Origin of the sequence: Rosenbergiella nectarea, from assembly GCF_900111105.1 — a bacterium.
In the GTDB taxonomy this organism is placed as follows: Bacteria; Pseudomonadota; Gammaproteobacteria; order Enterobacterales; family Enterobacteriaceae; genus Rosenbergiella; species Rosenbergiella nectarea.
Window position 1 is genome coordinate 1 of sequence record NZ_FOGC01000005.1, and the last position, 23,331, is coordinate 23,331.

Annotated in this window: 29 protein-coding genes and 1 pseudogene; 29 read left to right on the forward strand and 1 reads right to left on the reverse strand. The window is 45.2% G+C overall.

The window, feature by feature from the left end:
- From BMX14_RS07155 to BMX14_RS07295, 29 genes and pseudogenes are all read left to right on the forward strand, one after another.
- A pseudogene (locus BMX14_RS07155) lies at window positions 1-134 on the forward strand (Rha family transcriptional regulator); the annotation flags it as partial.
- Window positions 127-315: a hypothetical protein gene (locus tag BMX14_RS07160; RefSeq protein WP_092674806.1), complete on the forward strand. Its 189-nt coding sequence runs from the start codon at window positions 127-129 to the stop codon at window positions 313-315. The pseudogene BMX14_RS07155 and the gene BMX14_RS07160, both read left to right, overlap by 8 nt.
- A gap of 87 nt (window positions 316-402) precedes the next feature.
- Window positions 403-807: a terminase small subunit gene (locus tag BMX14_RS07165; protein ID WP_092674808.1), complete on the forward strand. Its 405-nt coding sequence runs from the start codon at window positions 403-405 to the stop codon at window positions 805-807.
- Window positions 800-2,140 (forward strand): PBSX family phage terminase large subunit, encoded by a 1,341-nt coding sequence (locus tag BMX14_RS07170; protein WP_092674810.1) that lies wholly within the window; start codon window positions 800-802, stop codon window positions 2,138-2,140. Before BMX14_RS07165 ends, BMX14_RS07170 begins: the two co-directional genes overlap by 8 nt.
- A gap of 10 nt (window positions 2,141-2,150) precedes the next feature.
- Complete coding sequence (locus BMX14_RS07175; protein WP_092674812.1) at window positions 2,151-3,395, forward strand: phage portal protein; 1,245 nt, start codon at window positions 2,151-2,153, stop codon at window positions 3,393-3,395.
- Window positions 3,396-3,403: 8 nt separating this feature from the next.
- Window positions 3,404-4,213, forward strand: a complete 810-nt coding sequence (locus tag BMX14_RS07180; protein WP_092674814.1) for a phage minor head protein — start codon at window positions 3,404-3,406, stop codon at window positions 4,211-4,213.
- Between the two features lie 14 nt (window positions 4,214-4,227).
- Window positions 4,228-5,319 (forward strand): DUF2213 domain-containing protein, encoded by a 1,092-nt coding sequence (locus tag BMX14_RS07185; RefSeq protein ID WP_092674816.1) that lies wholly within the window; start codon window positions 4,228-4,230, stop codon window positions 5,317-5,319.
- Window positions 5,319-5,822 carry a structural cement protein Gp24 gene (locus BMX14_RS07190; protein ID WP_092674819.1) on the forward strand — a complete coding sequence of 168 codons (504 nt, stop codon included), beginning with the start codon at window positions 5,319-5,321 and terminating at the stop codon, window positions 5,820-5,822. Before BMX14_RS07185 ends, BMX14_RS07190 begins: the two co-directional genes overlap by 1 nt.
- Before the next feature lie 10 nt (window positions 5,823-5,832).
- On the forward strand, window positions 5,833-6,765 hold the full coding sequence (locus BMX14_RS07195) for a DUF2184 domain-containing protein (protein WP_092674821.1): 933 nt from the start codon (window positions 5,833-5,835) through the stop codon (window positions 6,763-6,765).
- 37 nt (window positions 6,766-6,802) lie between these two features.
- A complete protein-coding gene (locus BMX14_RS07200; RefSeq protein WP_092674823.1) occupies window positions 6,803-7,012 on the forward strand; it encodes a hypothetical protein in 210 nt (69 codons plus the stop codon).
- A complete protein-coding gene (locus tag BMX14_RS07205; RefSeq protein WP_092674826.1) occupies window positions 7,012-7,419 on the forward strand; it encodes a DUF4054 domain-containing protein in 408 nt (135 codons plus the stop codon). Before BMX14_RS07200 ends, BMX14_RS07205 begins: the two co-directional genes overlap by 1 nt.
- Complete coding sequence (locus BMX14_RS07210; protein ID WP_092674828.1) at window positions 7,410-7,868, forward strand: phage virion morphogenesis protein; 459 nt, start codon at window positions 7,410-7,412, stop codon at window positions 7,866-7,868. Before BMX14_RS07205 ends, BMX14_RS07210 begins: the two co-directional genes overlap by 10 nt.
- On the forward strand, window positions 7,868-8,221 hold the full coding sequence (locus BMX14_RS07215) for a hypothetical protein (RefSeq protein ID WP_230527388.1): 354 nt from the start codon (window positions 7,868-7,870) through the stop codon (window positions 8,219-8,221). Before BMX14_RS07210 ends, BMX14_RS07215 begins: the two co-directional genes overlap by 1 nt.
- Window positions 8,214-8,723 (forward strand): phage neck terminator protein, encoded by a 510-nt coding sequence (locus BMX14_RS07220; protein ID WP_092674833.1) that lies wholly within the window; start codon window positions 8,214-8,216, stop codon window positions 8,721-8,723. The genes BMX14_RS07215 and BMX14_RS07220 overlap by 8 nt, the downstream gene beginning before the upstream one ends.
- Before the next feature lie 11 nt (window positions 8,724-8,734).
- The gene (locus tag BMX14_RS07225) at window positions 8,735-10,099 is read left to right on the forward strand and encodes a DUF3383 family protein (RefSeq protein WP_092674836.1); all 1,365 of its coding nucleotides are present in this window, start codon (window positions 8,735-8,737) and stop codon (window positions 10,097-10,099) included.
- A gap of 3 nt (window positions 10,100-10,102) precedes the next feature.
- Window positions 10,103-10,552, forward strand: a complete 450-nt coding sequence (locus BMX14_RS07230) for a phage structural protein (protein ID WP_092674839.1) — start codon at window positions 10,103-10,105, stop codon at window positions 10,550-10,552.
- A 2-nt stretch (window positions 10,553-10,554) separates the two neighbouring features.
- Window positions 10,555-11,010: a phage tail assembly chaperone gene (locus BMX14_RS07235; protein ID WP_092674842.1), complete on the forward strand. Its 456-nt coding sequence runs from the start codon at window positions 10,555-10,557 to the stop codon at window positions 11,008-11,010.
- 145 nt (window positions 11,011-11,155) lie between these two features.
- Window positions 11,156-12,721 carry a tape measure protein gene (locus BMX14_RS07240; protein ID WP_092674846.1) on the forward strand — a complete coding sequence of 522 codons (1,566 nt, stop codon included), beginning with the start codon at window positions 11,156-11,158 and terminating at the stop codon, window positions 12,719-12,721.
- Window positions 12,721-13,428, forward strand: coding sequence for a phage baseplate protein (locus tag BMX14_RS07245; protein WP_092674849.1), 708 nt, complete (start codon window positions 12,721-12,723; stop codon window positions 13,426-13,428). Before BMX14_RS07240 ends, BMX14_RS07245 begins: the two co-directional genes overlap by 1 nt.
- Entirely contained in the window at window positions 13,428-13,760 is a 333-nt protein-coding gene (locus tag BMX14_RS07250) for a phage baseplate plug family protein (RefSeq protein WP_092674853.1), read from the forward strand. Before BMX14_RS07245 ends, BMX14_RS07250 begins: the two co-directional genes overlap by 1 nt.
- The gene (locus tag BMX14_RS07255; RefSeq protein ID WP_092674856.1) at window positions 13,744-14,679 is read left to right on the forward strand and encodes a phage protein; all 936 of its coding nucleotides are present in this window, start codon (window positions 13,744-13,746) and stop codon (window positions 14,677-14,679) included. The genes BMX14_RS07250 and BMX14_RS07255 overlap by 17 nt, the downstream gene beginning before the upstream one ends.
- Window positions 14,676-15,266 carry a Gp138 family membrane-puncturing spike protein gene (locus BMX14_RS07260; RefSeq protein ID WP_092674859.1) on the forward strand — a complete coding sequence of 197 codons (591 nt, stop codon included), beginning with the start codon at window positions 14,676-14,678 and terminating at the stop codon, window positions 15,264-15,266. Before BMX14_RS07255 ends, BMX14_RS07260 begins: the two co-directional genes overlap by 4 nt.
- Window positions 15,266-15,838 (forward strand): hypothetical protein, encoded by a 573-nt coding sequence (locus tag BMX14_RS07265; protein WP_092674862.1) that lies wholly within the window; start codon window positions 15,266-15,268, stop codon window positions 15,836-15,838. The genes BMX14_RS07260 and BMX14_RS07265 overlap by 1 nt, the downstream gene beginning before the upstream one ends.
- Before the next feature lie 52 nt (window positions 15,839-15,890).
- On the forward strand, window positions 15,891-16,232 hold the full coding sequence (locus BMX14_RS07270; protein WP_092674865.1) for a GPW/gp25 family protein: 342 nt from the start codon (window positions 15,891-15,893) through the stop codon (window positions 16,230-16,232).
- A 57-nt stretch (window positions 16,233-16,289) separates the two neighbouring features.
- Window positions 16,290-17,711 (forward strand): baseplate J/gp47 family protein, encoded by a 1,422-nt coding sequence (locus tag BMX14_RS07275; RefSeq protein WP_092674868.1) that lies wholly within the window; start codon window positions 16,290-16,292, stop codon window positions 17,709-17,711.
- The gene (locus BMX14_RS07280; RefSeq protein ID WP_092674871.1) at window positions 17,704-18,471 is read left to right on the forward strand and encodes a hypothetical protein; all 768 of its coding nucleotides are present in this window, start codon (window positions 17,704-17,706) and stop codon (window positions 18,469-18,471) included. The genes BMX14_RS07275 and BMX14_RS07280 overlap by 8 nt, the downstream gene beginning before the upstream one ends.
- A gap of 3 nt (window positions 18,472-18,474) precedes the next feature.
- Window positions 18,475-18,693 (forward strand): phosphoglycolate phosphatase, encoded by a 219-nt coding sequence (locus BMX14_RS07285; RefSeq protein WP_092674874.1) that lies wholly within the window; start codon window positions 18,475-18,477, stop codon window positions 18,691-18,693.
- Window positions 18,693-19,337, forward strand: a complete 645-nt coding sequence (locus BMX14_RS07290) for a phage baseplate protein (RefSeq protein ID WP_092674877.1) — start codon at window positions 18,693-18,695, stop codon at window positions 19,335-19,337. Before BMX14_RS07285 ends, BMX14_RS07290 begins: the two co-directional genes overlap by 1 nt.
- 1 nt (window position 19,338) lies before the next feature.
- Window positions 19,339-21,420, forward strand: coding sequence for a glycosyl hydrolase family 28-related protein (locus BMX14_RS07295; protein WP_092674880.1), 2,082 nt, complete (start codon window positions 19,339-19,341; stop codon window positions 21,418-21,420).
- Between the two features lie 132 nt (window positions 21,421-21,552).
- Here the strand turns inward: BMX14_RS07295 and BMX14_RS07300 are convergent, their stop codons facing one another.
- Entirely contained in the window at window positions 21,553-22,560 is a 1,008-nt protein-coding gene (locus BMX14_RS07300) for an acyltransferase family protein (RefSeq protein WP_092674883.1), read from the reverse strand.
- Window positions 22,561-23,331: the final 771 nt, after the last annotated feature.

Below are 23,331 nucleotides of genomic sequence, written 5' to 3' on the forward strand. Positions count from 1 at the left end.
AGAAAGACGTGGCCAGCATGTCCGGTCGCCTACTCAATCGATGGGGGCGAGTTAAGAAACCAGTGCTATTAGCCAAGATTGAGCGACTAGAGAAACAGTCTCAAATCTGCTTGCCGGGAGTGACTAATGACTAAAGATGAAAAATCTCAACTGGTAACCACTCAACGATATCTTAAAAGTGCAGTCGATTACTTCTCATGTGGTCGAGTAGCCGAAGGTGTTGCATGCATAGAGAACGTTGATGTGTTGATTGAGGCGTTAATGACACTGAAAGAAAGGAAAGAATCCTTGAGAGCGTCGAAATCAAAAAAATAACCAACCCGAGAGCCACTTTCACAACGGCTCTCTGCATCACAGAGCATCCTATCGGGTGCTGTTTAATGCAATCAACTAGGAATAAATATGGCAGGTCTGACAATTAAGCAAGAGGCTTTCTGTCAGGCATACATCGAGAAAGGTAATGCTTCTGAGGCTTATCGGACGGCGTATGCTGCTGACAAGATGAAGCCTGAGACAGTTAACCGAAACGCTAAGGCATTGCTTGATAACAGCAAGATCGCAACAAGGATGAATGAATTGCGCGGCGACATTCAACAGCGCCATGGCGTAACGGTTGATACCATCCTCGCAGAGCTAGAAGAGGCAAGGCAAGCGGCATTGCACGCTGAAACACCTCAAGCCTCTGCTGCTGTTTCGGCAACAATGAGCAAAGCCAAGATTACTGGACTCGATAAACAAGTCATTGAGCACACTGGCTCAGTCAACATAACTACCAAACCACTCTCGGACATATTCGGAAATGGCTAATCCTCACTTTCGACCATTCATCAACGCAGCGCCTTACAAGGTGGCATACGGTGGGCGAGGAAGTGGTAAGAGCTATTTCTTTGCTGAGTTAGCGGTAGAGGTTTCCAGAAGGACCAAGACGGTAATCCTTTGTGCCCGTGAGTTTCAAGGCTCGATTAGCGACTCGGTTATTAAGCTGCTATCAGAGACCATTTATCGGCTCGGTTATCAAAATGAGTTCGAGATACAGAAAAACACGATCACCCATCTTGGTACTGGCGCGACATTTATCTTTCTAGGCGTGAAGAATAACGTCACAAAGATTAAATCAGTGCAGGGTGTCGGTATCTGCTGGGTGGAAGAGGCTGAGGCGGTGACCAAGGATTCGTGGGAGGTGTTATTGCCCTCTATTCGTGGTGACAAGAACGCCGAGGTCTGGGTCTCGTTTAACCCGAAGAACATTCTGGACGACACTTATCAGCGTTTCATCGTTAACCCGCCAGAGGGCACGATAATCGTTAAGGCTAACTATCAGGACAATCCTCACTTTGATGAGACACCGCTACCTAAACAGATGCAAGAGTGCAAAGAGCGTGATTACGACCTTTATCTGCATATTTGGGAAGGTGAGCCGGTTGCTGATAGTGACCTAGCGATAATCAAGCCTTCATGGATTGCTGCGGCGGTCGATGCTCACATCAAGCTAGGGTTTCAGCCATCAGGTAAGAAGCGGATCGGCTTTGACGTAGCAGATGAGGGCGCAGACAGTAATGCGCTGACTTATGCTCACGGCTCCATCGTTCTGGATGTTCAGGAGTGGAAAAAGGGTGATGTTATCGACTCATCCGACCGAGTAAATGCTTTCGCTGATTCTGTTTCGGCTGACCAGATAACCTATGACTCAATAGGCGTGGGTGCTGGCGTAAAAGCCCACATGAAGCGCCTAGCAAAGCGGCAGGTAAGTGGATTCAATGCTGGAGAATCAGTATTTGAGCCTGATAACAATTACCTACCCGGCAAAACTAACCGAGATATGTTCTCCAACCTCAAGGCTCAGTCTTGGTGGGCGGTTCGTGACCGTTTCTATAACACTTGGCGCGCCATTGAGCACGGCGAGAAGTTCCGCGACGACCAGTTAATCTCACTTTCTTCTGACCTGCAAAACCTTGAATTCCTCAAGGCCGAATTGTCACGCCCACGGGTTGACTATGACGGCAACGGAAGAGTAAAGGTTGAGAGTAAAAAAGACATGAAAAAACGGGGAATACCGTCACCAAATATGGCCGACTCCCTGATTATGGCCTTTGCGCCAACATCAAACGCACTGGCGAGGCTCAAATCTCTTGCCAGCTAAGGTATAGGCAATGGCTAAGAGAAACCAACGGCAGCAAAAGAAGGTGGCTAAGAAGTCATTTCACAATGACAGCTACCAGAACAATTTTATGAACTCGGGGAATGCTGGCGATAGGTCATCATTCTCTCGCATTAGCAGTGCATATCTCCTACAACGCACGACACTGGACAATATCTATCTCGGTGATGGGATTGGTAGGCAGATAGTCGATAAAGTCGCTGACGAGTGCCTGAGGGCTGGATTTACCATCCTCGGCATATCTAACGAGGCAGACATTCACTCGCAATGGGATGAATTAAACCTGACACAGCACGTCACTGATGCGCTCGCATGGTCTCGACTGTACGGCGGCTCGGTAATTGTGCTTGGCGTTAATGACCGGAACGGACTACAAGACCCACTGATTGACGGAGAGCTTGAATACGTCCGAGTATATGACCGCTATCAAGTAAATCCTTTTCTGCGCGATGTTAACCCTGAGAACGCTACTTACGGTCAGGTTATCCAGTATCAAGTCAGCCCCGAAGGTGGTGAGCCGTATTACATTCACGCATCACGCTTGATTGTGATCGATGGTGAGAGAATCCCTAACCAAATCCGGCGTAACAACAACGGGTGGGGCGCATCGTGCTTACAGGGTATCTATAACGCTCTGGTCGATTATGGTATGAGTCATCGTCACGCAACCAGCCTTCTTGAGAGAAAGCAACAGGCGGTCTGGAAATTTAAGGGCCTTGCTGACATCTGCCGAGATGATGAAGGTAACGCAGAAGCGCAGAAACGCATGGCAATGGTTGACATGACTCGCGGCATTAACAACATGGTAGGAGTTGATGCTGATAACGAAGAATACGAACTTATGCAGGGCGATTTGTCCGGCGTGACGGATATCCAGAACGAGAAGAAACGCCTTATCTGTGCGATGACCGGAATTGCTGAGTCTGTTTTATTTGGCACGCAGCCATCAGGACTGAGCACCAGTGAAGCTGATGTTCCCGAGTCATGGAAGCAGCTTATTGGTCGCAAACAGAAAGAAGAAGTTAGGCCAGTCATTGAAAAGCTGGTTTCGCTGCTGACTAATGAGCAAACGTGGACGGTTAAGTTTAATCCGCTAACCGTTCCTAGTGACCTGCAACTTGCACAAACAGCCCAAGCATGGTCGCAAGCTGATGAGGCTTATGTCGCCAACGCTGGTATATCCCAAACAGAACTACAGGAAACATTGAAGCGTCGAGGCTGGTACGTTACTGATTAGGAGTGATAATGGCTAAAAAGAGAGTCTGGCTTCACCCTGATGGCGTGGCGAGGGATTACCAGCGAGAGATACTTAAGGCTACTCGACAGCTTAACAAAGAAATCACCTCAGCCTATGGCGATATTCGTTTCGATGGCTGGCAGGATGATTTAACGGGAATTATTAACGCCCTCGAGGCTTTCGCTAAACGGATATTCAATCCTGTTATTGAGAAGTTGCCTTCATTTTTCGCGCTGACCAGTCAATTTAACGATAGGCAGTGGAGAATAATTGTAAAAGGCGGGACAGGTGTAGATATACCAGCTTCACAGGCGGCGATCATCGGACTGACTAAAGCTCCAGCCTCATCTGGCGTTTTAGGTGTTGATGCTTATCGGGCGGAAAGATGGCTAGCTGAAATGCAAGCGAACTGGGTAGCACAAAACGTTGCGCTGATTAATTCAATTTCAGCCGATCAACTTTCGGATATGGAGCAGATAGTGCGCCGTGGCGTAATGAACGGGTCAGCCTCAAGCGTAATAAAAAAGCAAATCACAGATAGATACTCAGTGTCAGAAAGCAGAGCAAAGCTTATTGCTATCGACCAAATCGGCAAAGCAAACGCCGCCCTGACGCAGCAAAGGCAAAAAGATGCGGGGGTTGATGGCTATATATGGAGAGGCGTTCTAGACCAAAGAGAGCGACAAATCCACATTGACCGTGAAGGGAAAAAATATAAGTGGGACTCACCACCTCGCGATGGTCACCCCGGACAACCAATTCGTTGCCGCTGCTACGCTGAGCCTGACTTCTCAAACTCTGTATTTAATATCGATTAATCACAGGTAAATATATGAAACAAGTTACCCGCTACGACAGGGGCGAACTTCGTGCGTCTATCAATGAGGACGGTTATCTGGAAGATGTGCCTGTAGTCGGGCGCGTTGGCATTCAGAGTTACCGTCAACCTGATGGAACAGTACGCAGAGAGTTTCGCCCACCTGATGAAGTATTTAACGCTGATTCGCTCGCATCATTCAAAGGTAAGCCGGTCACTATCGGTCATCCAGGCGCCGTAACAGCAAAGAATGCCCGCAAGCACCAAGTAGGAACAATGATGGGTGTCGCTGAGCAAGACGGCGATAACGTCAAGGTTCCAGTAATCATTCATGCCGATGAAGCGATTAGTAAAGCCAAAAATGGCGGCGCTAGACAGCTCTCGCTCGGATATCGACTCGATCTTGATGAAGCGCCCGGCGAATGGAATGGACAGCCTTACGATGCTGTGCAGCGGAATATTCGCGTAAACCACTTAGCTATCGTCACAAAGGCCCGAGCTGGTGACATGGCAACCCTGAATCTCGATGGTGATGAAGAAATCACTGTGGACGATGACAACAACCCAACCAAAGGTAAAACAATGCAAAAACTCCGCTTAGATAGCGGCCTTGAATATGAAGCAGCCCCCGAGGTTGTTGTCGCATATCAGGCGCTAAAACAAGACGCAGAGGACAAAGCGCAAGAGCTTGCCACTGTGAAAACCCAGGTTACCACTCTGACCGCAGAGCGCGACACCTTGAAAGCCGATGCTGCTGATTTTGACAGCAAGCTAGAACAGGCTCGTGCTGATGCGAAAGAAGAAATCAAAGTTCGTGCAGGGCTTGAGACAATCGCTGCCAAGCATGATGTGAAGTGTGATGGACTTGATGACCTTGAAGTGCGTAAAGCAGTTCTCGGTAAATTAAAACCCGGTCTAAACCTTGATGGTAAAGACGGCACTTACATTGGTGCTGCGTTTGATATTGCGGTCGAGAGTGAAGTTTCCGCATCAAAACGTCAAACAATGAAACAAGACATGGCAGACCAATCATCCGCCCCTGCTTCTGGCTCTAAAGCTGCCCGAGAAAAAATGATTGCCCGTCAACAAGGCAAGGAGACTAAATAATGCCAGTTCAAACCTCTTACGATGAAGCGATGCAAATCGCCATGCCAGGTATGCGCTCTGACTCTTCATTACAGAATACTGACGGAACCTGCGCAGCACAATCAGCTATCAAGGCTGGATATGCCGTGGCAACTGTCTCAGTCAGTAATGACTGTGAGATTGTTAAACAGGTTTCTGCTTCTACCGACACGATCAAAGGCATTGCGCGTTTCAGCCAATTCGGTTGCGTGACAGGCCAGTATGAAACAGGTGATGCGGTCAACGTGATGACCTTCGGCCGCATCTGGGCAGTGACCAATCTTACTGCTGCGCCAACTACTGCGGCAACCGTTCAGGTGCTCACCAGTGGTAATGATGGTGGTAAAGTCGCATCAACCGGCGGCACTGCTGTTCCAGGTTGGTCCTTCACTGGTCGATTCACTACTTTTACTGACAGCACTGGCACTGTAGTTAATTTAGCTGAAGTTCAACTCCGCGAACAAACTGCAACATCTGCCGCATAAGGAACAAAAAATGTCACAAATGAACTATGACGAAGCTGACCTGTGTTCGATTCAGGCCGCAGCTCAGCACATGAATATGGACGAGGGAGAGTCAATATTCCTTGCTCGTGAGTTGGAAGTGGTTAAAGCCACAGTTTACGAAAAAGAATATCCTGGCCTGATGGCGACCACTCTTTTCCCGGTAACCAGTGAAATTCCAAATTGGGCTAAAACATTTACTTATGGTGTCTTTGATGCTGTGGGTATGGCGCGAATTATCGCTGATTATAGCGATGAACTACCGAATGTAGGTGCGAATTACCGAGAAGAAACCGGAAAGATTTTTCCACTCGGGACCTACTATGAGTACGATCTTCAGGAAATTCGCGCATCACAAGCAACGGGTAAGAATCTGTCAACTCGTTTAGCCAATGCGTCACGCCGAGCGCATGATACGAAAACTAACGACTTGGCATTTCGTGGTGATGCGGACTTTCAGATTGTTGGCGTGTTAGCTCACCCGAACATTCCGGTAACGACTTCCGCTGGCTGGACGACTGCTGCGATAGCATTCACAGAACTAAAAGCCGCCGTGGTTGGAATCAATGCGATTACCAAAGGGCTACACAATGCCAACGTTATCGGGCTTCCCCCGACTGCGTTTGCAACGCTCTCAGAGGCGATGCCTAATACGGCGACATCTTACCTCGACTACTTCCGTGGACAGTACCAAGGTATCACTATCTACGCAGTGAACGAACTGGAAGATATTGACGGCGCTGGTACTCGTGGCGTGTTGGTGATGGAGCGTGATGCAGACAACGCATCAATGGAAATTCCGCAAGCGTTTGAGCAGTTACCGGTTCAGCCGAACAACCTGGCATTCAAAGTGCCATGTCACAGCCGAGTTACTGGCGTTCAGGTTTATCGCCCACTGACCATGCACTTAATCAAAGGTATCTGAGAGGCTTCGGCCTCTTTTTTCTTTTAAGGAACACGCAATGAAAATTACTAATCAGTCAGCTCGTCCTCATTATATCGACGGCGTGCTAATTGCTCCCGGATCAACAAAAGAAGTCGATGACAAGTGGAAGAAGAATAAAACGATTCAGGCGCATATCACTAAAGGAGAGCTGCGCATTGCTGGTAAAGATGATCCAGTGACTGAAGAATCCGCACCGTCCACTGAAGAATCGCAGGAACAAGCCTAATGTCCAGCGCCGCATATGAAGGAAAGACGCCGCTTGAAATATTCAGGTTAATCGCTCCTGAATTTGCGGCTGTTACTGATTCTACGATTAACGATTATCTCGGCCTTGCATCAAACTTCGTTTGTTCAGGTAAGTATGGCAAAAGCATCGGCTTAGCTATCGCTCTAATGGCAGCTCATATCATGGCTTCACCTGGCGGCTATAGCAATGATGGCTCAACTTCAGCGGGGCGCATAACCTCGCGCAAAGAGGGCGACTTGCAAATTACCTACAGCAGTGTTTCTGATTCCAGTGATTATCTATCCGGTACCACTTACGGCAACTTGCTCAAAGCGCTGCTTCGTAAAAAAGGTCGAGGCATGGCATTGATGACGAGAGGAGAAGTTAGGGGAGCGATATGTCGATAATTATTTCAGATAACCGCAGGCTGCAAGACAGGCTACGCAGGGAGCTGCGACGTGCGGATAAAGATTTAGTCGTCGGCATCCAGCATGGAGCAATCAATGACGGTGTACAGGTTGCTGAATATGCAGCGATGAATGAATTCGGCACACTTGATATACCAGAGAGACCCTTTGTCAGAGAGTATTTCGACACAAGCGTAGAACGTATTAACCAATTTGCAAAAAACGGAATGACTCAGGTAGCGATGGGTAACGCTACGTTTAGTCAGTTTTTGAATTCATTGGGCTTGGATATGGTCGACGGGCTAAAGAAGAGTATCACTAATGGTAATTGGGCGCCTAACGATCCCTACACTGTAGCTAGGAAAGGCTCAAATAAACCACTTATTGATACTGGCGTCATGCTCAACTCGATAACTTATGCCATACGAGCGGCTGGAGAAACCGAGTGATGAATCCATTTCGCAAGCCTCACGCTGTAAGAACCCCTTCGGTTGGTCAGTATGTTAATGGTGAGTGGCAAGAGGGCGGTTATAAAGAATCCACAGGCTACTTCTCCGCGCAGTCTATAAAAGACACGCAAGAGATAGAGCATCTCGCCGAAGGCCGCAGAATTGACGATTACCGACGACTATACAGTGACGATAAATTGCAGGTCACTAACGATGGCGCTGAGGGTGAAGGTATTCAACCAGCACTCGTGCAAATCGAGGGTTTCTGGTACGAACTGACCCACCGAGAGCCATGGCAAAACGGAATCGTTCCACACTATAAATATTACGCAGTGAGGAAATACGATGGCTGACCAACTTGAAACGGTCGCTCATTCTCTACTCTCTCAATTGTCTGAAATCCCCTTTATTCGTGCTAATCAGAATGGGCCGCGCCCCAAGCTACCCTACGCAACCTATCGCATCAATGCTCGTAAAGCCATTGGAAGCGATGAATACGGACTAGTGGACGGCAGCGGCCTGATGCCAATCGTGGGAGTAAGAGAGGGAACAATCCTGATTAACTTCTTCGGAATAGGGGCTAGGGAGCAGGCTGATAATTTGGTGAACAGCATCAGAAAGGTTTCATCACATGACCTGATGCGAAAACTAAACCTCATCCTCTTTGCTGCCGGCAGCGTTACCGACCTCACAGCTTTACGCGATAGTGCAAACTTCGAAGAGATGGCAAATATCGATGTGAACTTTAGATATGCCGCCAAATACTCTGACAACGTCGGAGTAATCGAAACAGTTGATGCCACTGGAGAGATTCAGGGCCAAACAATTCATAAAACCATTACCGTAAAATCATAACGGAGAACAAGATGGCATCATTAAATGACATTGCTAATGTTGATATTTCTCTCAACACTAGCACAGTCGGTAAAGCCTCGTTTGGCATCCCTCTCGTGGTATCACCGACAACAGCCTTCACTGACCGGCTGCGTAAGTATTCAACCTATTCATCGGCAGTGAGTGACGGTCTAGACCCACAGACACTGTTAGCGTTGTCAGCGATCTTTAGTCAGTCACCTAGACCTAAAATTGCCTACGTTGGACGCCGTGATGCGGCAACCATCAATATCGGGCTGACAAGTAGCACCATCGTTACTGGCGCGGTCTATACGTTAAGCATCAATGGTGAATCCGTTGCCTATACCGCTGTCGATGGCGACGGTGTTGATGAAGTGCTTAATGGTCTTAACTCGGCAATTCAAGCAGACGCCACGCTCAAAGCACTATTTGGAACACCGGTAGTTTCCGACTCTTATCTGTCACTACCTAAGACTGACGCAACATCATCGTTCGCAGTAACTGGCGGTTCAAATCTATCGGTATCAGCACAAGGTGGCACATCGAACCTCGCAACTGATATGGAAGCAATTAAGGCAGTCGATAATACTTGGTACGGCTGGTCACTGGTTGAGCGCAATGACTCGCTAATCTCCCAAGGTGCTGCTTGGACTGAAACGCAGGCAAAATTATTCTTTGCTTGCACTGCAAATGAATCAGTCTGGTCATCGGCAACCGACGATGTAGCAAGCCAATTGAAGTCACAGCAATATCTGCGAACTGTACCAATTGCCGACCGCAATGCAGCCACGCAATATCCAGATGCTGCCGTAATGGGTAGATTCTTCACCAAAGACCCCGGCGCAACAGTATTCGCTCTCAAATCACTGGCATCAATGACACCTAGCGCGTTCAGCGATACTGAGAAGGGCTATCTGATTGACAAGAACGTCAACACTTACGAGCAATACAGCGATAACACCTATCTGTTCGGCGTCGGTACAGAGCTGAAAGCATCAGGAAAGGTAGTCTCGGGTGAGTGGATTGATGTGGTTCGTGATCGTGATTGGCTAATTAACGACATCCAAACCTCTATTGCATCAGTAATCATTCGTAATTCTAAGGTTCCCTATACCAACGCTGGTATTGCGCTAATCGTTAGCAACTTACGTGCTCGCCTTAAGAATGCTCAAACGCAAGGCGTCATTGCTCCCGATGAGCAAGATTCTGACGGCAATACTGTACCGGGTTTCAAAATAAGCTATCCAAATGCGGCAGATATCGATGCAGACGTAAAAGCCTCACGCATCCTATACATCACATTCGATGCATTGCTGGCTGGCGCAATCCAACTTGTGCAAATTACTGGCACACTTTCTTACAGCTATGAGGGGTAACAGATGGCTGCTAACTACGGATTATCAGGAACCTTCGACGGATCTGAGTTTCACCTAACTATTGGGCCACTAATTATCACCGGTTTCTCAGATGGTGATGCAGTGACCGTTACTCGCTCTCAGAACCTCGCAGCTTATCGAAATGGCTTAGATGGAGCTACGGGGCGCGCAATCATCCTTGATAAGTCGGGAACAGTTGAAGTGAGATTGTTACAAACCAGCTCGGCCAACGATGATTTATCAGCATTACTTAATTTAGATAGCCTCTTCCTTGAAGGTCGGACAGCTTATCCAATCTCAGTCACGGACTTCTCAGGGCGTACCGTTCTCGCAGCAAGTCAATGCTGGTTAGAGACCTTGCCCCCCGTAGCATTCTCTACCGCAGCAGTAGGTGAGCGAGTCTGGACATTTAGAGCAGCAGACCTAGAAATGTTTATTGGTGGGAATAACTAATCATGGCGATGCAATTTATAGAGTTTCAAGCAGGGGAGCGCAATTACTCTGCGGCGGCGATGGATGCCTTCACTATTGCCCTGATGTGGCCGAAAATTATCAAGAAGTTCGGCAAGGGCGTTGGACAGCAGACCGATATTGCCGAGGTCATTAGTGCGCTCGATGAGCAAGCGCTGAAAGACATTATCTTCCCAATGTTACAAAAGTCTGTCGTGACCTGTACGACTGAAAGTAAGAAGTTATCCAGCCAAAGCGATTTTAATTCCTTATTTAGCCATGAAAACTTATTCGAGTTTTACCAGGTGGTGTGGGAGGTCGTGAAAATCAACTTTGGCCCTTTACTCAATGGTCTGCTTGCCCAGTTTGGTCTCAGCCTGTCAGACCTTCAGCAAAAAATGACCCAAAAAGTGGACGAGTTAAAGGAAAAAAACCAGAAGGCAAGCTCCGCGACGACGTAGAGGTTGAGTTTTGGGTGTGGCGCCCAATACTCAAAGGGCATTGCTCTTTAGAGGGCGTTAAGTCGGGTCAGGTGTCAGCACTTGACCTGATTAAGCTTAACGGGCTTATCGATATGATGGACTACTACGCATCGGAGGATTAATTATGGTTATAAGAGAGCTTTTAATCCGCCTTGGTCTTACGGGTTCTGACGAAGCAGGCAGGCGCTTAGATAGGGTCGATAATAGGGTTAATAGCCTAACCGACTCATTCAAAAACCTCGGCTCCATAATTTCCGGTGTGTTTGCGGGCATCGGGATTAAGTCGATAATTGAAGCAGCCGACCACATGCAGACATTGCAGTTTCGGTTAGGTCAAATGCCTGTGTCGCTCAACGGTGCCGCAGAGGCTTTTGATAATGTTGCAAAGCACGCTCAGGATTCAAGGGTCTCGATAGAGACTTACGCGGAAGCTTATACGGCAATAGGCGCGGCCACCCATGACCTTATCCATACACAAGGTGACTTGTCTACTGTTGTCGATACGCTGGCGCAGGGATTACAACTTGCTGGGGCGAGTGGGCAGGCGACATCGGGGGTTATCCAGCAGTTATCACAAGCTTTCGCAGTGGGTAAGCTGCAATGGGAGGATTTCAAGGTAATTCTGCAACAATCCGATGCGTTTGCGAAACGTCTTGGTGAAAGCATGGGGATGTCTCTTCAGCAAATTACACAAGCGACTCAGGGGGCAGGTGGCGGCATAGCAATAAGTAAAATAATCGCTGGCATTATGAAAATGTCGGGTCAGGTTAAAGCAGAGTTCAAAACAATGCCGCTTACTGTGACGCAAGCGATTACCGTCATCGGCGTTCGGTGGGAGTCGTTCATTAACCGCATGAACCGAAGCTCTACCGCAATCACTCGGCTAGCAAATTGGTTTTTATGGCTGGCAGATAAAGTCGAGTATGCATTGGATGTCTGTGTAGATGCTTTGGGTGGTGCTGAAAATGCAGTCAAGCTTCTAACCGTTGCTATTGGAGCGGCAGGTTTGCTTGGGGCTATATGGCTGCTACCTGCTGCATTTGCCGCGCTCACATCGCCTATTGCTCTTGTCATAGCCGCTTTAGTTCTTCTTTATGCTGTTGGTGATGATGTGAATCGCTGGCTGAATGGGCAAAGTTCTTTACTGGAAAGATCAATAGGACCAGTAAAAGAGTATGCCGACCAAGTGAATGCTTTGTCCGGATTTATGATAGACCTTAGAGATACATCAATCTGGGCACTTAACTCCTTAAAGAAAGTTGCAGATTTCTTTAATGCTGGTCAAGATTTTGCCCAAAAATGGGGTGATAAGCTTGGAACCACAAAGCTATGGCCGTGGCTTAGTAATAAGTTTATGGATAGCAATGAAAATACAGTTAGAGGTGATGACGGCAGTGTAGATTACAAAAACACATTTTCATCCGTCTTGGCTGGCTTTCATAAAAACGTCAATGACGCTGGAATTTATAACCCAATTCCTGTCACTGAAAATAATATTGCAGGATTATCTAAAAATCCTACTCAGACAAATACCGTGACAGTTTCAATCGGTAGCATCGAGGTTCCTGCTGGTACCGGTGAGCAGCAGGTCGCATTCCTCAAGGATGCAGCCCAAAGAACCTTTGCTGAAACAGGCAACGATCGCTTCAGTAGCGATAGCCTCCTTCTTAATGGTGGGGTAAACAGATAATGGCTTACTCCGATATTCTGGGATTTCTATGGAATGCAGGTAGCGATTCAACATTCAAACTAACAGATACGGATGTGGGAAATCTTGAGTTCAACACTATCGACTCGGAAACCCACGACTGGAAGCGCGATGTTACTACCAATCCAGTAGAGAATGGCGCCCCGATTGCCGATCACATCATTGACCAACCAGACACACTGAGCATTACTGGGATGATTAGCAATGCACCTATTCTCGGTTTGGTCAATCAGGTCAGCGGGCTAATAGATGGAACTGCACTAAACCAAGATTATGTCGCTCAAGCTTTTGATGTGCTCGATGCGCTACGTAAGTCTAAGCAACTGGTTACGATTTATACCCGGTACAAGACCTACACAAATATGGTCTTACAGTCGGTTAACATCCCACGTACACCTGATGGTGGCGATGCGGTAGTGTTTACCATTCAGGCGGTTAACGTTCGTATAGTAACCTCTCAGAAAACCACAATACCAACTGGATTAGGTGTAAATAAGCAATCAACCTCAACCAAAAAGGCTGGCGCATCGAACAGCACTGATTCGGACACTCAAAAGAGAGTGTCTGGTAATAACAGCAATGGTAAATCTGGTTCTGATAAAGGGCTTCTTGAGGCTATCCATGACGGCGGGGCAAGCATAAAAAGCAAGGTTACCGATGTAGTAACCAAGTTTTGGGGGGGGCCGTAATGATAACGATTGGCTTACAGTCGGGTTTAGCTGACCAGACATCAGAGTTAGCTATTGGCAGCGAAACGATGACGCTTAGAGTTAAATGGAATCAGCGATTCAACTTCTGGTCATTATCGCTTTACGACAGGGAGTCGAGCATCATTATTGGTGGTATCAGAATGGTGAGGGATGCTCCATTGCTGCAAAATCTCAGAGTACCCAATATCGACGGAGAATTTATATTCATCCGGCAATTCGGCGATAAAGCTGAGGCTGACTTCAATTCTCTCGGCAATGACTTTGTGCTGGTATACATCACGAGAGAGGAAATCAATGCCGTCATTTCTTAGACAAGCAGAGTTGCTAATAGGCAAACCAGATGGCGATGCAGTGAGCATCAAAGAATTGCGTTTCGAATTTGATATCACTAAATCCTCTACTCGCACCGCCAATTCATGTCACCTCAAAGTTTACAACGCTAACGACGACACTATCAAAATGCTGGAGACAATGAATAACGTTGTTATCCTTAAAGTTGGATACAAAGAAGATGTAGGCCCCGTAACAATCTTTGTAGGGACAGTGTGTCGGTCACTGACTTATCAGGATGGCCCAGATGTCCTTACTGAGATTGATATGAGAGATAGTATCATTCCCTTACGTGATGCAAAGATATCTGCAAGTAACCCCCCTAACACCTCAGCCTTGGCAGTTATGAAGATTATTGCTGCTAATTTCGGTCTACCGTTGAAACTTGGTCAAGGGATTGCTGACAAACAATACCTATCCGGCTTTGCCTTTAATGGTAGAGCAGGCGATGCAATGGACAGAGTGTGTAGTTTTCTCGGTCTGGAGTGGTCAGCACAAGATGGAGAATTACAGGTAATAAAGAAAGGTGGGGTTTTCTCCCAAAGTGCTGTGGTGCTTTCTAAAGACACAGGAATGATTGGCTATCCTCGTCGAGAGTCAAAAACCATGACTGAAAAGACCGCAGCGAAGCAAGGTATAAAGTACGGGCAAAAAGGTGTCATTAGGTCAGTGATTGATATTGATGACCCTACGTCTAAAATGAAAAGCAGAAACACGCTTGAAGTTCAGGGTTACCGAGTATCCTCGCTGATGAATGCTGCTATCTATCCAGGTGCCTATATTAAATTGATTTCACGGGGTATTGACGGTGTTTTCTTTCGAGTAGAAGAAGCTCGTTATACAGGCGACACCCACGGTCAAGCATGGAATGTTGAGGCATTATTAAGGTTTCCAAAATGAGTGATAAAAGTGATTCCGTAGAAGCACTGAAGCAATTTATTAATGGGCAGATTGATCAGGTTAATACTGCGATCCCTTGTGAAGTTGTCAGTTATGAAAATGGACGAGTAACCGTTAAGCCGTCTGGTGAGAGAAAGTTCCCTGACGGTGACAGCAACCCACACCCTATAATTCATAACCTGCGCTTTGTTTGGCCTACCTTTTCAGGCGGACAAGCTGGATTTAAAGGGCCAGTATCACAGGGAGACAAATGCCTAATGATTTGCTGCCAACAATCGATAGATGACCCGGACGACCTGCGCCGCTATGACCTTGTTGACAGTTACGTTGTACCAGGTGGCGATTACAGCGATGAAGTCCCAGGTAATAACGATGTGAGGATGTATCATGGTGATGCGTTTATAGCCATTGATGAAAATGGAAAGCTAACAATCAATGCTCCGGGAGGCATTGAGGAAATAACCACAACGCACACATTGCAGGGTGAAATGAATGTCACTGGCGATGTGATAGTAAATGATATTAAACTAGGCTCACACAAACATCCCGGCGATAGCGGGGGAATAACTGGAGAGCCACAAAACTAATGGCCATAAATAAGAAAGCTTTAGTCATTTTAGCAGTCGTTGCGATCGGGTATTACGTGGTAAATAATAAACCTAAGGGTCCTGATGCGTTTGACGCTGCATATCAAAATGCGCCTACTGTAGAAAAGGATTTCGTTTCTATAGTGAAAGACGCACAAGATAAGGCAAAATCGGCTGAAAATGACATGCAACTTGGAGGAATTAAAGCTCAAAGGGATGCCTTAGTTTGTAGCGTGGTTCAGGATAAGCATGTGAATGAATGGATCGGGAAAGTTGATACCATGTCATCGAACAGCGATGGCAAGGGTGTTGTGAGTATCAGTCTATCAGAAGACATCAACGTCAAAACTTGGAATAATGATATATCAGACTACGGCGATCACACTTTAATTACACCGGGAAGTGAGTTGTTTGAAACTGCATCTCAATTAAAAGAAGGCGATATAGTTAGGTTTTCAGGTAAATTCATATCTGATAGTCAAAACTGTATTAGAGAGTCTAGCCTAGGAATTAGAGGTAAGGTCACAGAGCCTGAATACATATTCCAGTTTAATTCCATAGCAAAAATATAACTCTAAATTTTAACCATAACCCGCTTCGGCGGGTTTTTTATTGGTGAAAAAAATGATTGATTTCAGATTACAGGACGGTCAGATAGTTTTTGAGTCCGGAGTCCTTCAATACGTTGATGGCGCTGAACGAGTCAGACAGCAAATCGAGGTTAGACTCTCTATATTCCGTGGTGAATGGTTCCTCGATGGTGAATTCGGAGTGCCTTACTTCGAGTCTATTCTTGGTAAGCAGATAACTCTCAATGGGGCGCTATCAGCCATCAAAACAGAGATTCTAGCTGCTGATGGGGTAAGCAAGATAAACACCTTCGAATATAACTTTGATCGCAAGGAACGACTGCTCACAGTAAATTTCGAGGTGGAGACACCTTACGGCATAGTTGCCTATCCCTAACAAACAAAAACATTACTAACCCGCTTCGGCGGGTTTTTTATTGCCTGAGGAAATCTAATGGCTTCTGAATATGTGACAGATAGCGGGGTTATTAAGCCTACGCTAGCAGAGTGCGTGCAGGATATAGGTGACGCACTGGAGCAAGTGGTAGGGCCGATAAACCGAGAGGCAGATAGTGGTACCGGGCAGTGGATTGGCGTTGAGGCTGAGGCTGCTGCGGTTCACTTCGAGGCGCTAGAGTTGTTGTGGGCTTCTCGCTCACTAAATACCGCCACTGGCTACGCGCTTGATGCGATAGGTACTTGGTTCGGTATTGCTCGTAATGATGAGACTGAAACCCAGGTTAATGCTGTGATTTACGGCACAGAATCAACGCTAGTGCCTGTGGGAGCTTTAGCATCGTTCGGCAACTATCAATTCTCTCTCGAATCCGCATCAATAATCAGCCGTACAGCATTGGTAGATGGTCAATTCAAGGTAAACAACAACACAGAGGGCACTTACACAGTGCGAGTGGTTGGAACTGACCTGACCTACACAAAAGGCGCAAGTGATACGGTAACTGATATTGCTTTAGGGCTGGCAAAGCTCATTGATGCGACTAGTCAATTCACCGCTACATCGACAGGTTCATCAGTTTATTTGACTTCTGAAAACGCAATCCAAGGCTATGCGGTTTCGCTTGGCGCAGGACTGTCATGGGTATCTATCGGCTCACCTGCAATATTCCAAGCAACTGATACTGGAGAAATAGTCGTTCCAGTTGGCGGTTTATCGACGCCCGTTAGCGCAGTGACTGGTTGGACTGGTGTTAAAAATCTTATCGCTGGGTCAACGGGTTCAAATAGAGAGTCGGATACGGATTATCGCACGCGATTAAAAGCAGCACGAGGAAGTACTGGCGGGGCAGCTACAGAGCCAGCCATCCGCTCACATTTGCTATCTGATGTTGAGGGTGTGACGCTTGCAGAAGTAATCGAAAATGACAGTATGACGACCAATGCGGCAGGGCAAGATGCTAAGTCAATCCAGTGCGTTGTTAATGGCGGCTTAGAGCAGGATGTGGCTGAAACTATCTGGAAATATAAAGCTGCAGGGGTTGCGACATATGGCACGATAACCATCACAGTCAAAGACTCCTACGGGCGTTCACGCGATGTAAAATTCTCACGGCCTGAGTTGGTTTCATTGTACGTTAAAGTCGATGTGAAACTCCTAGATACTGAAGAGGATTTACCTGCATCAGTTATTACCTTGATTAAAGAAGGTGTGGAGAACTACTTCGCTACTTTATCTCTCGGTGATGATGTCATTACTCAACGCATCTATGGCTATATCTACTCGAATACGACTGGACTCGGAAAATTAAATGTCAGTGTCAGCACTGACGGTATGACTTTCAGCGAGGACAACGTTTCTATTTCAGATACTCAATACGCAAATGTTGCTGAAGCAGCTATAGAGGTATCTGGTGTCTGATTGGGTAACCTACGACTTCATAGAGAAGATTAAATCACGGCCGACAGATTACTACAGGCGCAATAAACAGGTTCCGCTGGTATTCGCGGCCATGGGTGTCATGCACCAGAAAATTGATGCGCTGGCCCAATACATATACGAGTCTGAGAATATTAATTCCGCAGTCGGTTCCGAGTTGGACCGATTCGGTTTTTATGCAAATGTCTCGCGCAATGGGATGAATGATGATGATTACCGAGTGGAGATACTAAACACGGTTTTGTCTTCACTCTATTCAGGAACTTCAAGGCAGGTCATGATGCTTGCTGCATCACTCACGCAAAGTACAGACATTGAGATTGTTGAGATGCCCTTCGCCGCGTTCAACCTTCACGTTACCGGCCTTGTTGTTCCAGCCACCATTTCTCAGATTATTGATAATTCCTCAGCGGCAGGAGTTAAGGCTTACACGACGCATGACTATGGCACGGGTGGGTTCTCACTTGCTGGCATAGATTCGCAATCAGGCGTCGCACTAAGAACGGGTGATAGTGAGGCACTTGAGGTTGCAGACGATACAGCAATGGGTCTTCTTAGGGGTACCGCATTTATCGGTGGCTCTTATCTTGATTCAGTCATGTCTTTCATTTCTGACGGCGGACTTCTCGCCACTGACTCTCAGTTCATTAGCATTGCTGATGATGACTACTACTTAATTGATTCCGGTATTTCCTCCAGTGCGATAGGGAATACGCGGCTAGCTGGCACAATGCCGAGGTGATAAATGGAAAGTTTCGCAGCAAACGACCTTCTGTTTGATGATGGTCAAAATAATAAAGAATCAATCCCTGATGAGGTTCAGCAATACGGTTTTAGACCACCAGTGAGAGCACAAGATGGGTCAATAATTCCAGGGCATAAGCTTACGGCTAACCATCTCAACTATATATTTAATGATCTCTACTCTCAGATAGCAGAACTAAAAGCAAAGGGGGGTAGCTAATGGCTGATATTACGCTCAAATACCTAACTGAGCTTACTGCTGCGACCTCAGTTGATGCTAATGACCTTATCCACATCAATCAGGGTGGAAACGACCGGTCAGTAACCGCTTCCGTGCTTCGTGCTTTCATGATCAACGCCATCTATCCAGTGGGTGTGACACTATTCTTTGCCACTAACCAGAATCCTAATAATTTATTTCCGAATACAAGATGGCAGCGAATAAATGGGTATGGACGAACAATTAGATTAGCTAATGAAGCGATGAGCGATGTTTTGGAAACGGGAGGTAGTGACTCAGTAACGCTTTCTGTGGATAACATTCCATCACATAGTCATGGGTTTTCAGGTAATACATCAAGCTATGACCACGGGACAAGGACAACATCTACCAATGGCAATCATAACCATGGAATTGAACATAGGGTCAATAACTATGCCAACTCCACAGGCGGTAATGATGTTATGAAAACTGGAGGTGGAACGACTTTTTATACTAAGGATTCTGGCGAACATAGTCATACGGTGCAGATTGGTTCACATTCTCATAGTTTCTCTGGCACCACTGGCTCAACCGGTGGCGGGCAGTCATTCATAACAAAAAACGAATATATTAACCTTATCGCTTGGTACAGGGTTTCATAATATGGCAAATCAAAAAGTAAGAATCACACAATTACCCACTCTAGTTGATGGCGACGATGCAGTAATTCCCGTCAATAAAAACAACGTAGATTACCGATTACCAGTTAAAAGCCTTCTTCAGTCAAAAAATAACCTTTCAGAAGTTGACCCTGGACAGTCTCGTAATAACCTAGGTGTTTACTCGAAAGAAGAAATTGACGCTCAGAATAAAGATAGCGCCACAGGTCTAAGAAGAGACTTGGCTTCTGCAGAAGAAGGGAAAGGCCTATCACTTGTTGCGGCTGAAGATGGAACAAACGGTCAGCAGCTTTTCGATGAGGCCGTTAGGTTAGTAGGTAATTATGAAGATGGTCCATTAACGCTAACCAGTGAAAATTATGAAATCCGTAAGGGTGGCATTAAATATTATCTTGCACCCGGCATATCACTGCCATACACAACAACCGGTACTACTGATGCTACATGGGAAGTAGATAAGGCTAAATTTTTTATCGTTGGGGATAAAGGCTTAAGGAAAGATCTTTCATCCGATAATGATGGACTAGGTGATTCATTGATAGCTATTAAGCAACCATATTCTGGAGCAGTGGCAAGAACTCAGCATGAAAAAAATACTGATATTGTAAGCATTAAGGACTTTGGTGCCAAAGGTGACGGCGTAACGGATGATACGACTAGCATACAGTCAGCTATAGATTTTAGCTCTAAAAATGGTGTAGGCATTTACGCCCCATCCGGTAGATATAAAGTTTCAACATTGATCATCAAGCCAAACATGGCAATGTACGGCGATTATATTGGTAATGAAGGGAAAGGCACATCTTTTCTGGGTAACGGTTTTGATGATGTAATGCGCGGCGCTAATACTGATGATCTCATGCAGATGTCTGGGACAGGTGCAGATGTTGAATATGCTCACCATGTGACAATTATTGGGATAGAGATAGATGGGGGCGTGAATGGTCAGAGCATAAAATTTGATGAGTCAAAAAAAGGAAGGGGTATTGCAGTATGGGGTAGCTCTCTAAATTTTGTTGATATTGACATTATAAACTGTGGAGGTCATGGCATTGAATCTGGATATCATGATTCCGGTGCTGAGTGGGCTTTGTATTTTAGAGAGAGCTCATTCCGCAATATTAGAATACGAAATGTAGGGAAGCATGGGTGGTGGTTTAAGGGGCCTCATGACGCTAAGCTAGTCGACGTCTCTATAATAAATGCCAGCCGCTGTGCTGACAATAAATATGATGGGTTTTATCAGTCTGGGGAGGGGTCATGCGACATTGTAGCAATGCACATTTCCTGTAGTGGTACCAGGGGGGGGGACTTTGAAAATCTTAGGCATCGTTATGCTGCGAATATATCTGGCGGCGCACATGTTGTTGGATCAAGCTTTGAAGGTGCACGTAGCGCCCAATTAAGATTGTCTGGAGCTGGGAGCTACTTTGATTCAACGTGTTCCTTTTATGCTCCTTTTGGCACCAGTACAAATCTGCAGCCAGACATTATATATCTAGATGGAGCAATAGGCAATGTAGTGATGGGGAACTTGGATGGCTCTGGGTATCCATCTGGGGTTAATGCTGTCGGAATAAAACTTAATCCATCGTCTATCAATGCAAGAAATGACATTAATGTTAGGACAACGACAATAGCTAATGTTTTAAATTTTGGGAGTAGCTCCACTGAGGCTGATGGAGATAGTGGGGATAATTATTTCAAAATAAAGTCAACATACTATGGGGATAGCCCTTACGGAACATATGGTGTTCTAAACTCTGCGAACGGGTCTGCGTTAGAGATCAGGCTACTTGGAAAAGAGAGAACCTTTCTTGACTCAAGATCACAATCAGCAGTGCTAAAAGCATCCCCAGGTGAATCAGTAACTTGGGTCTACAAGTACCCATTCAAAGACACTCCAGTTGTAAATTTTTCAATCGCAAACCCCACAGGGCCTGGTGATGTTTCGGCAGGCGCTTGGATTTCAAGTGTAGGTAACACCAGCGTTACAATATATAACTCGAATAATAGCTCGTTTCAGATTCATGTATCTGCAAAAGAAAGGGTTAACTATCAATAAATGAAAGCCTTTTATAAAAAAACATCTTCTTTTTAAATATAAATTAATGGATGCATAGCATTATTTTTATAGGGTAAGCTATAAAGCTTACCCTATATTACCAAATAACACCAAATACTATCTTGATTGGTGCTAACTTATCTTAGATATTATTTTTTTGCAGTTTTTGTATAATGGAGATCCAATATACCTGTTGTATAGGTATGATATAATTATTGTCGTTAATAGAATTAATGTAGAGTAAATATAGAAATTTAAATTTCTTGGAATGATGCCAGAGACGATTATTGATTCGTGGAAAAGGTACAAAGGGAAACTAATAAACCCAAGAAATAAGATAAATCTACAGCAAAGTATTCTTTTTAGGATGAAATTTATTCTCGTAAGGTCGATTAGTAGAAGTGGGGAAAACGCCATAAGACAAATATATGATTCAAATCCTGATGATCCATAATATATTGCAAGAATGCATATTGCTATGGAGATAACAGATAATAACTCGAAGCATTTACTTTCTGCTATTTTTATAACTGATTTTTTAGATTTTATTGTGTAGGCAACATTTCCAATCAACATGCATATTGATGCCATTAGAAAATTCGGAGGTAAATTTTCAGGGAAAAAATTAAATGTTAAGAACATTATGATTGGGAGTGATATTAATTTTTCTTTTAGTCCTAATTTCATTAAAATGAAAGGAACAAGCAATGAGCACCAAAATTCAAGGCTTATGCTCCATGATGGCTCATTCAGCAAAATAAAGTTATTTGGTGTTATCCCATGCATAAATAAAATATTTTTAATGATAACATTGATATTGAAAACATCATCACTAGAGTAATAAAGCCCATTTTTCTTGTTAAATGTGTAAATAATGAGCATTGATATTGTCGTGATGAAGTGCAAAGGGAAAAGCCTAGAAAACCTGACAAAGAAGTATTTTATTCCCTCATCTTCTTTATGCGATGCAGATAAAACAAATCCGCTAAGCATGAAAAAATACATAACGCAGAATCCAGCACCCACTAGAGGCCTGTCTGGCAACCATCCATAATATGTTCCTATTAAATGGCTATACAAAACTGCCACAGCCATCAAGCCACGCATTCCATCAAGCGAGTTGAATCTAGCATTGCTCATTAAATACTGCCTTTTATTAAAGAAAAGAATTTGATAAGAATTGTATCATTTGTAAAAACACAAGCAAGTGACTATCTATGAGTGATGCTCTTGATGATGCCAGAGTGTTAGGCGTGGTGACATTTATGGTGAAAGAATTACGGAGGGGTGAGGGTGAGGATTATGAAGTGCGTACATAAAAGCGTACAAATTAAGAAGTGCTTTAGATAATATCCTTTTATAACAATTACTTTAGTGCAAGTTATCATAATCGAGAAAGAGGAAGGTGGGTTGTGCGGTTTCGTTGTTTTTCATACACCATCGTCACTTTTTTAATTGTATTCATTGAAATCAACAACTTGCTTAATATTTTAGAATGCTGCTGAGGATCTCCATCATCCAGTATGAGTCGCTGCTCAATAAAATAAAATATTATTCTGTAATTTAGCATTTTTTACAGAAGACATGTTCAGTTTTCGAGCCCATAGGGTTGGTGACGTTAAATCGTTAACTTAACTTTCCTGCTCACGGTTGATAGCCTATTCTGAAATCATAGCTCCTTGGCCAAGAAGGTTGAAGCCTCATCTACTTTACTTTAGAGATAGCCTACATGACCCTGTGCAAAGACTGCCGACCACAGGTTCGTTGAAGAGAGTCTTCTCGACAGTGTAGGGGGATCAACTGTCACAAGTAGTGTTGTGTGAAATATAACCAACCTGAAAAATATTCACAAATTCTCACAATTAACAGGTGATAGAGGGTGAAAAATACCGTAAAAAGGCCAACTATTCG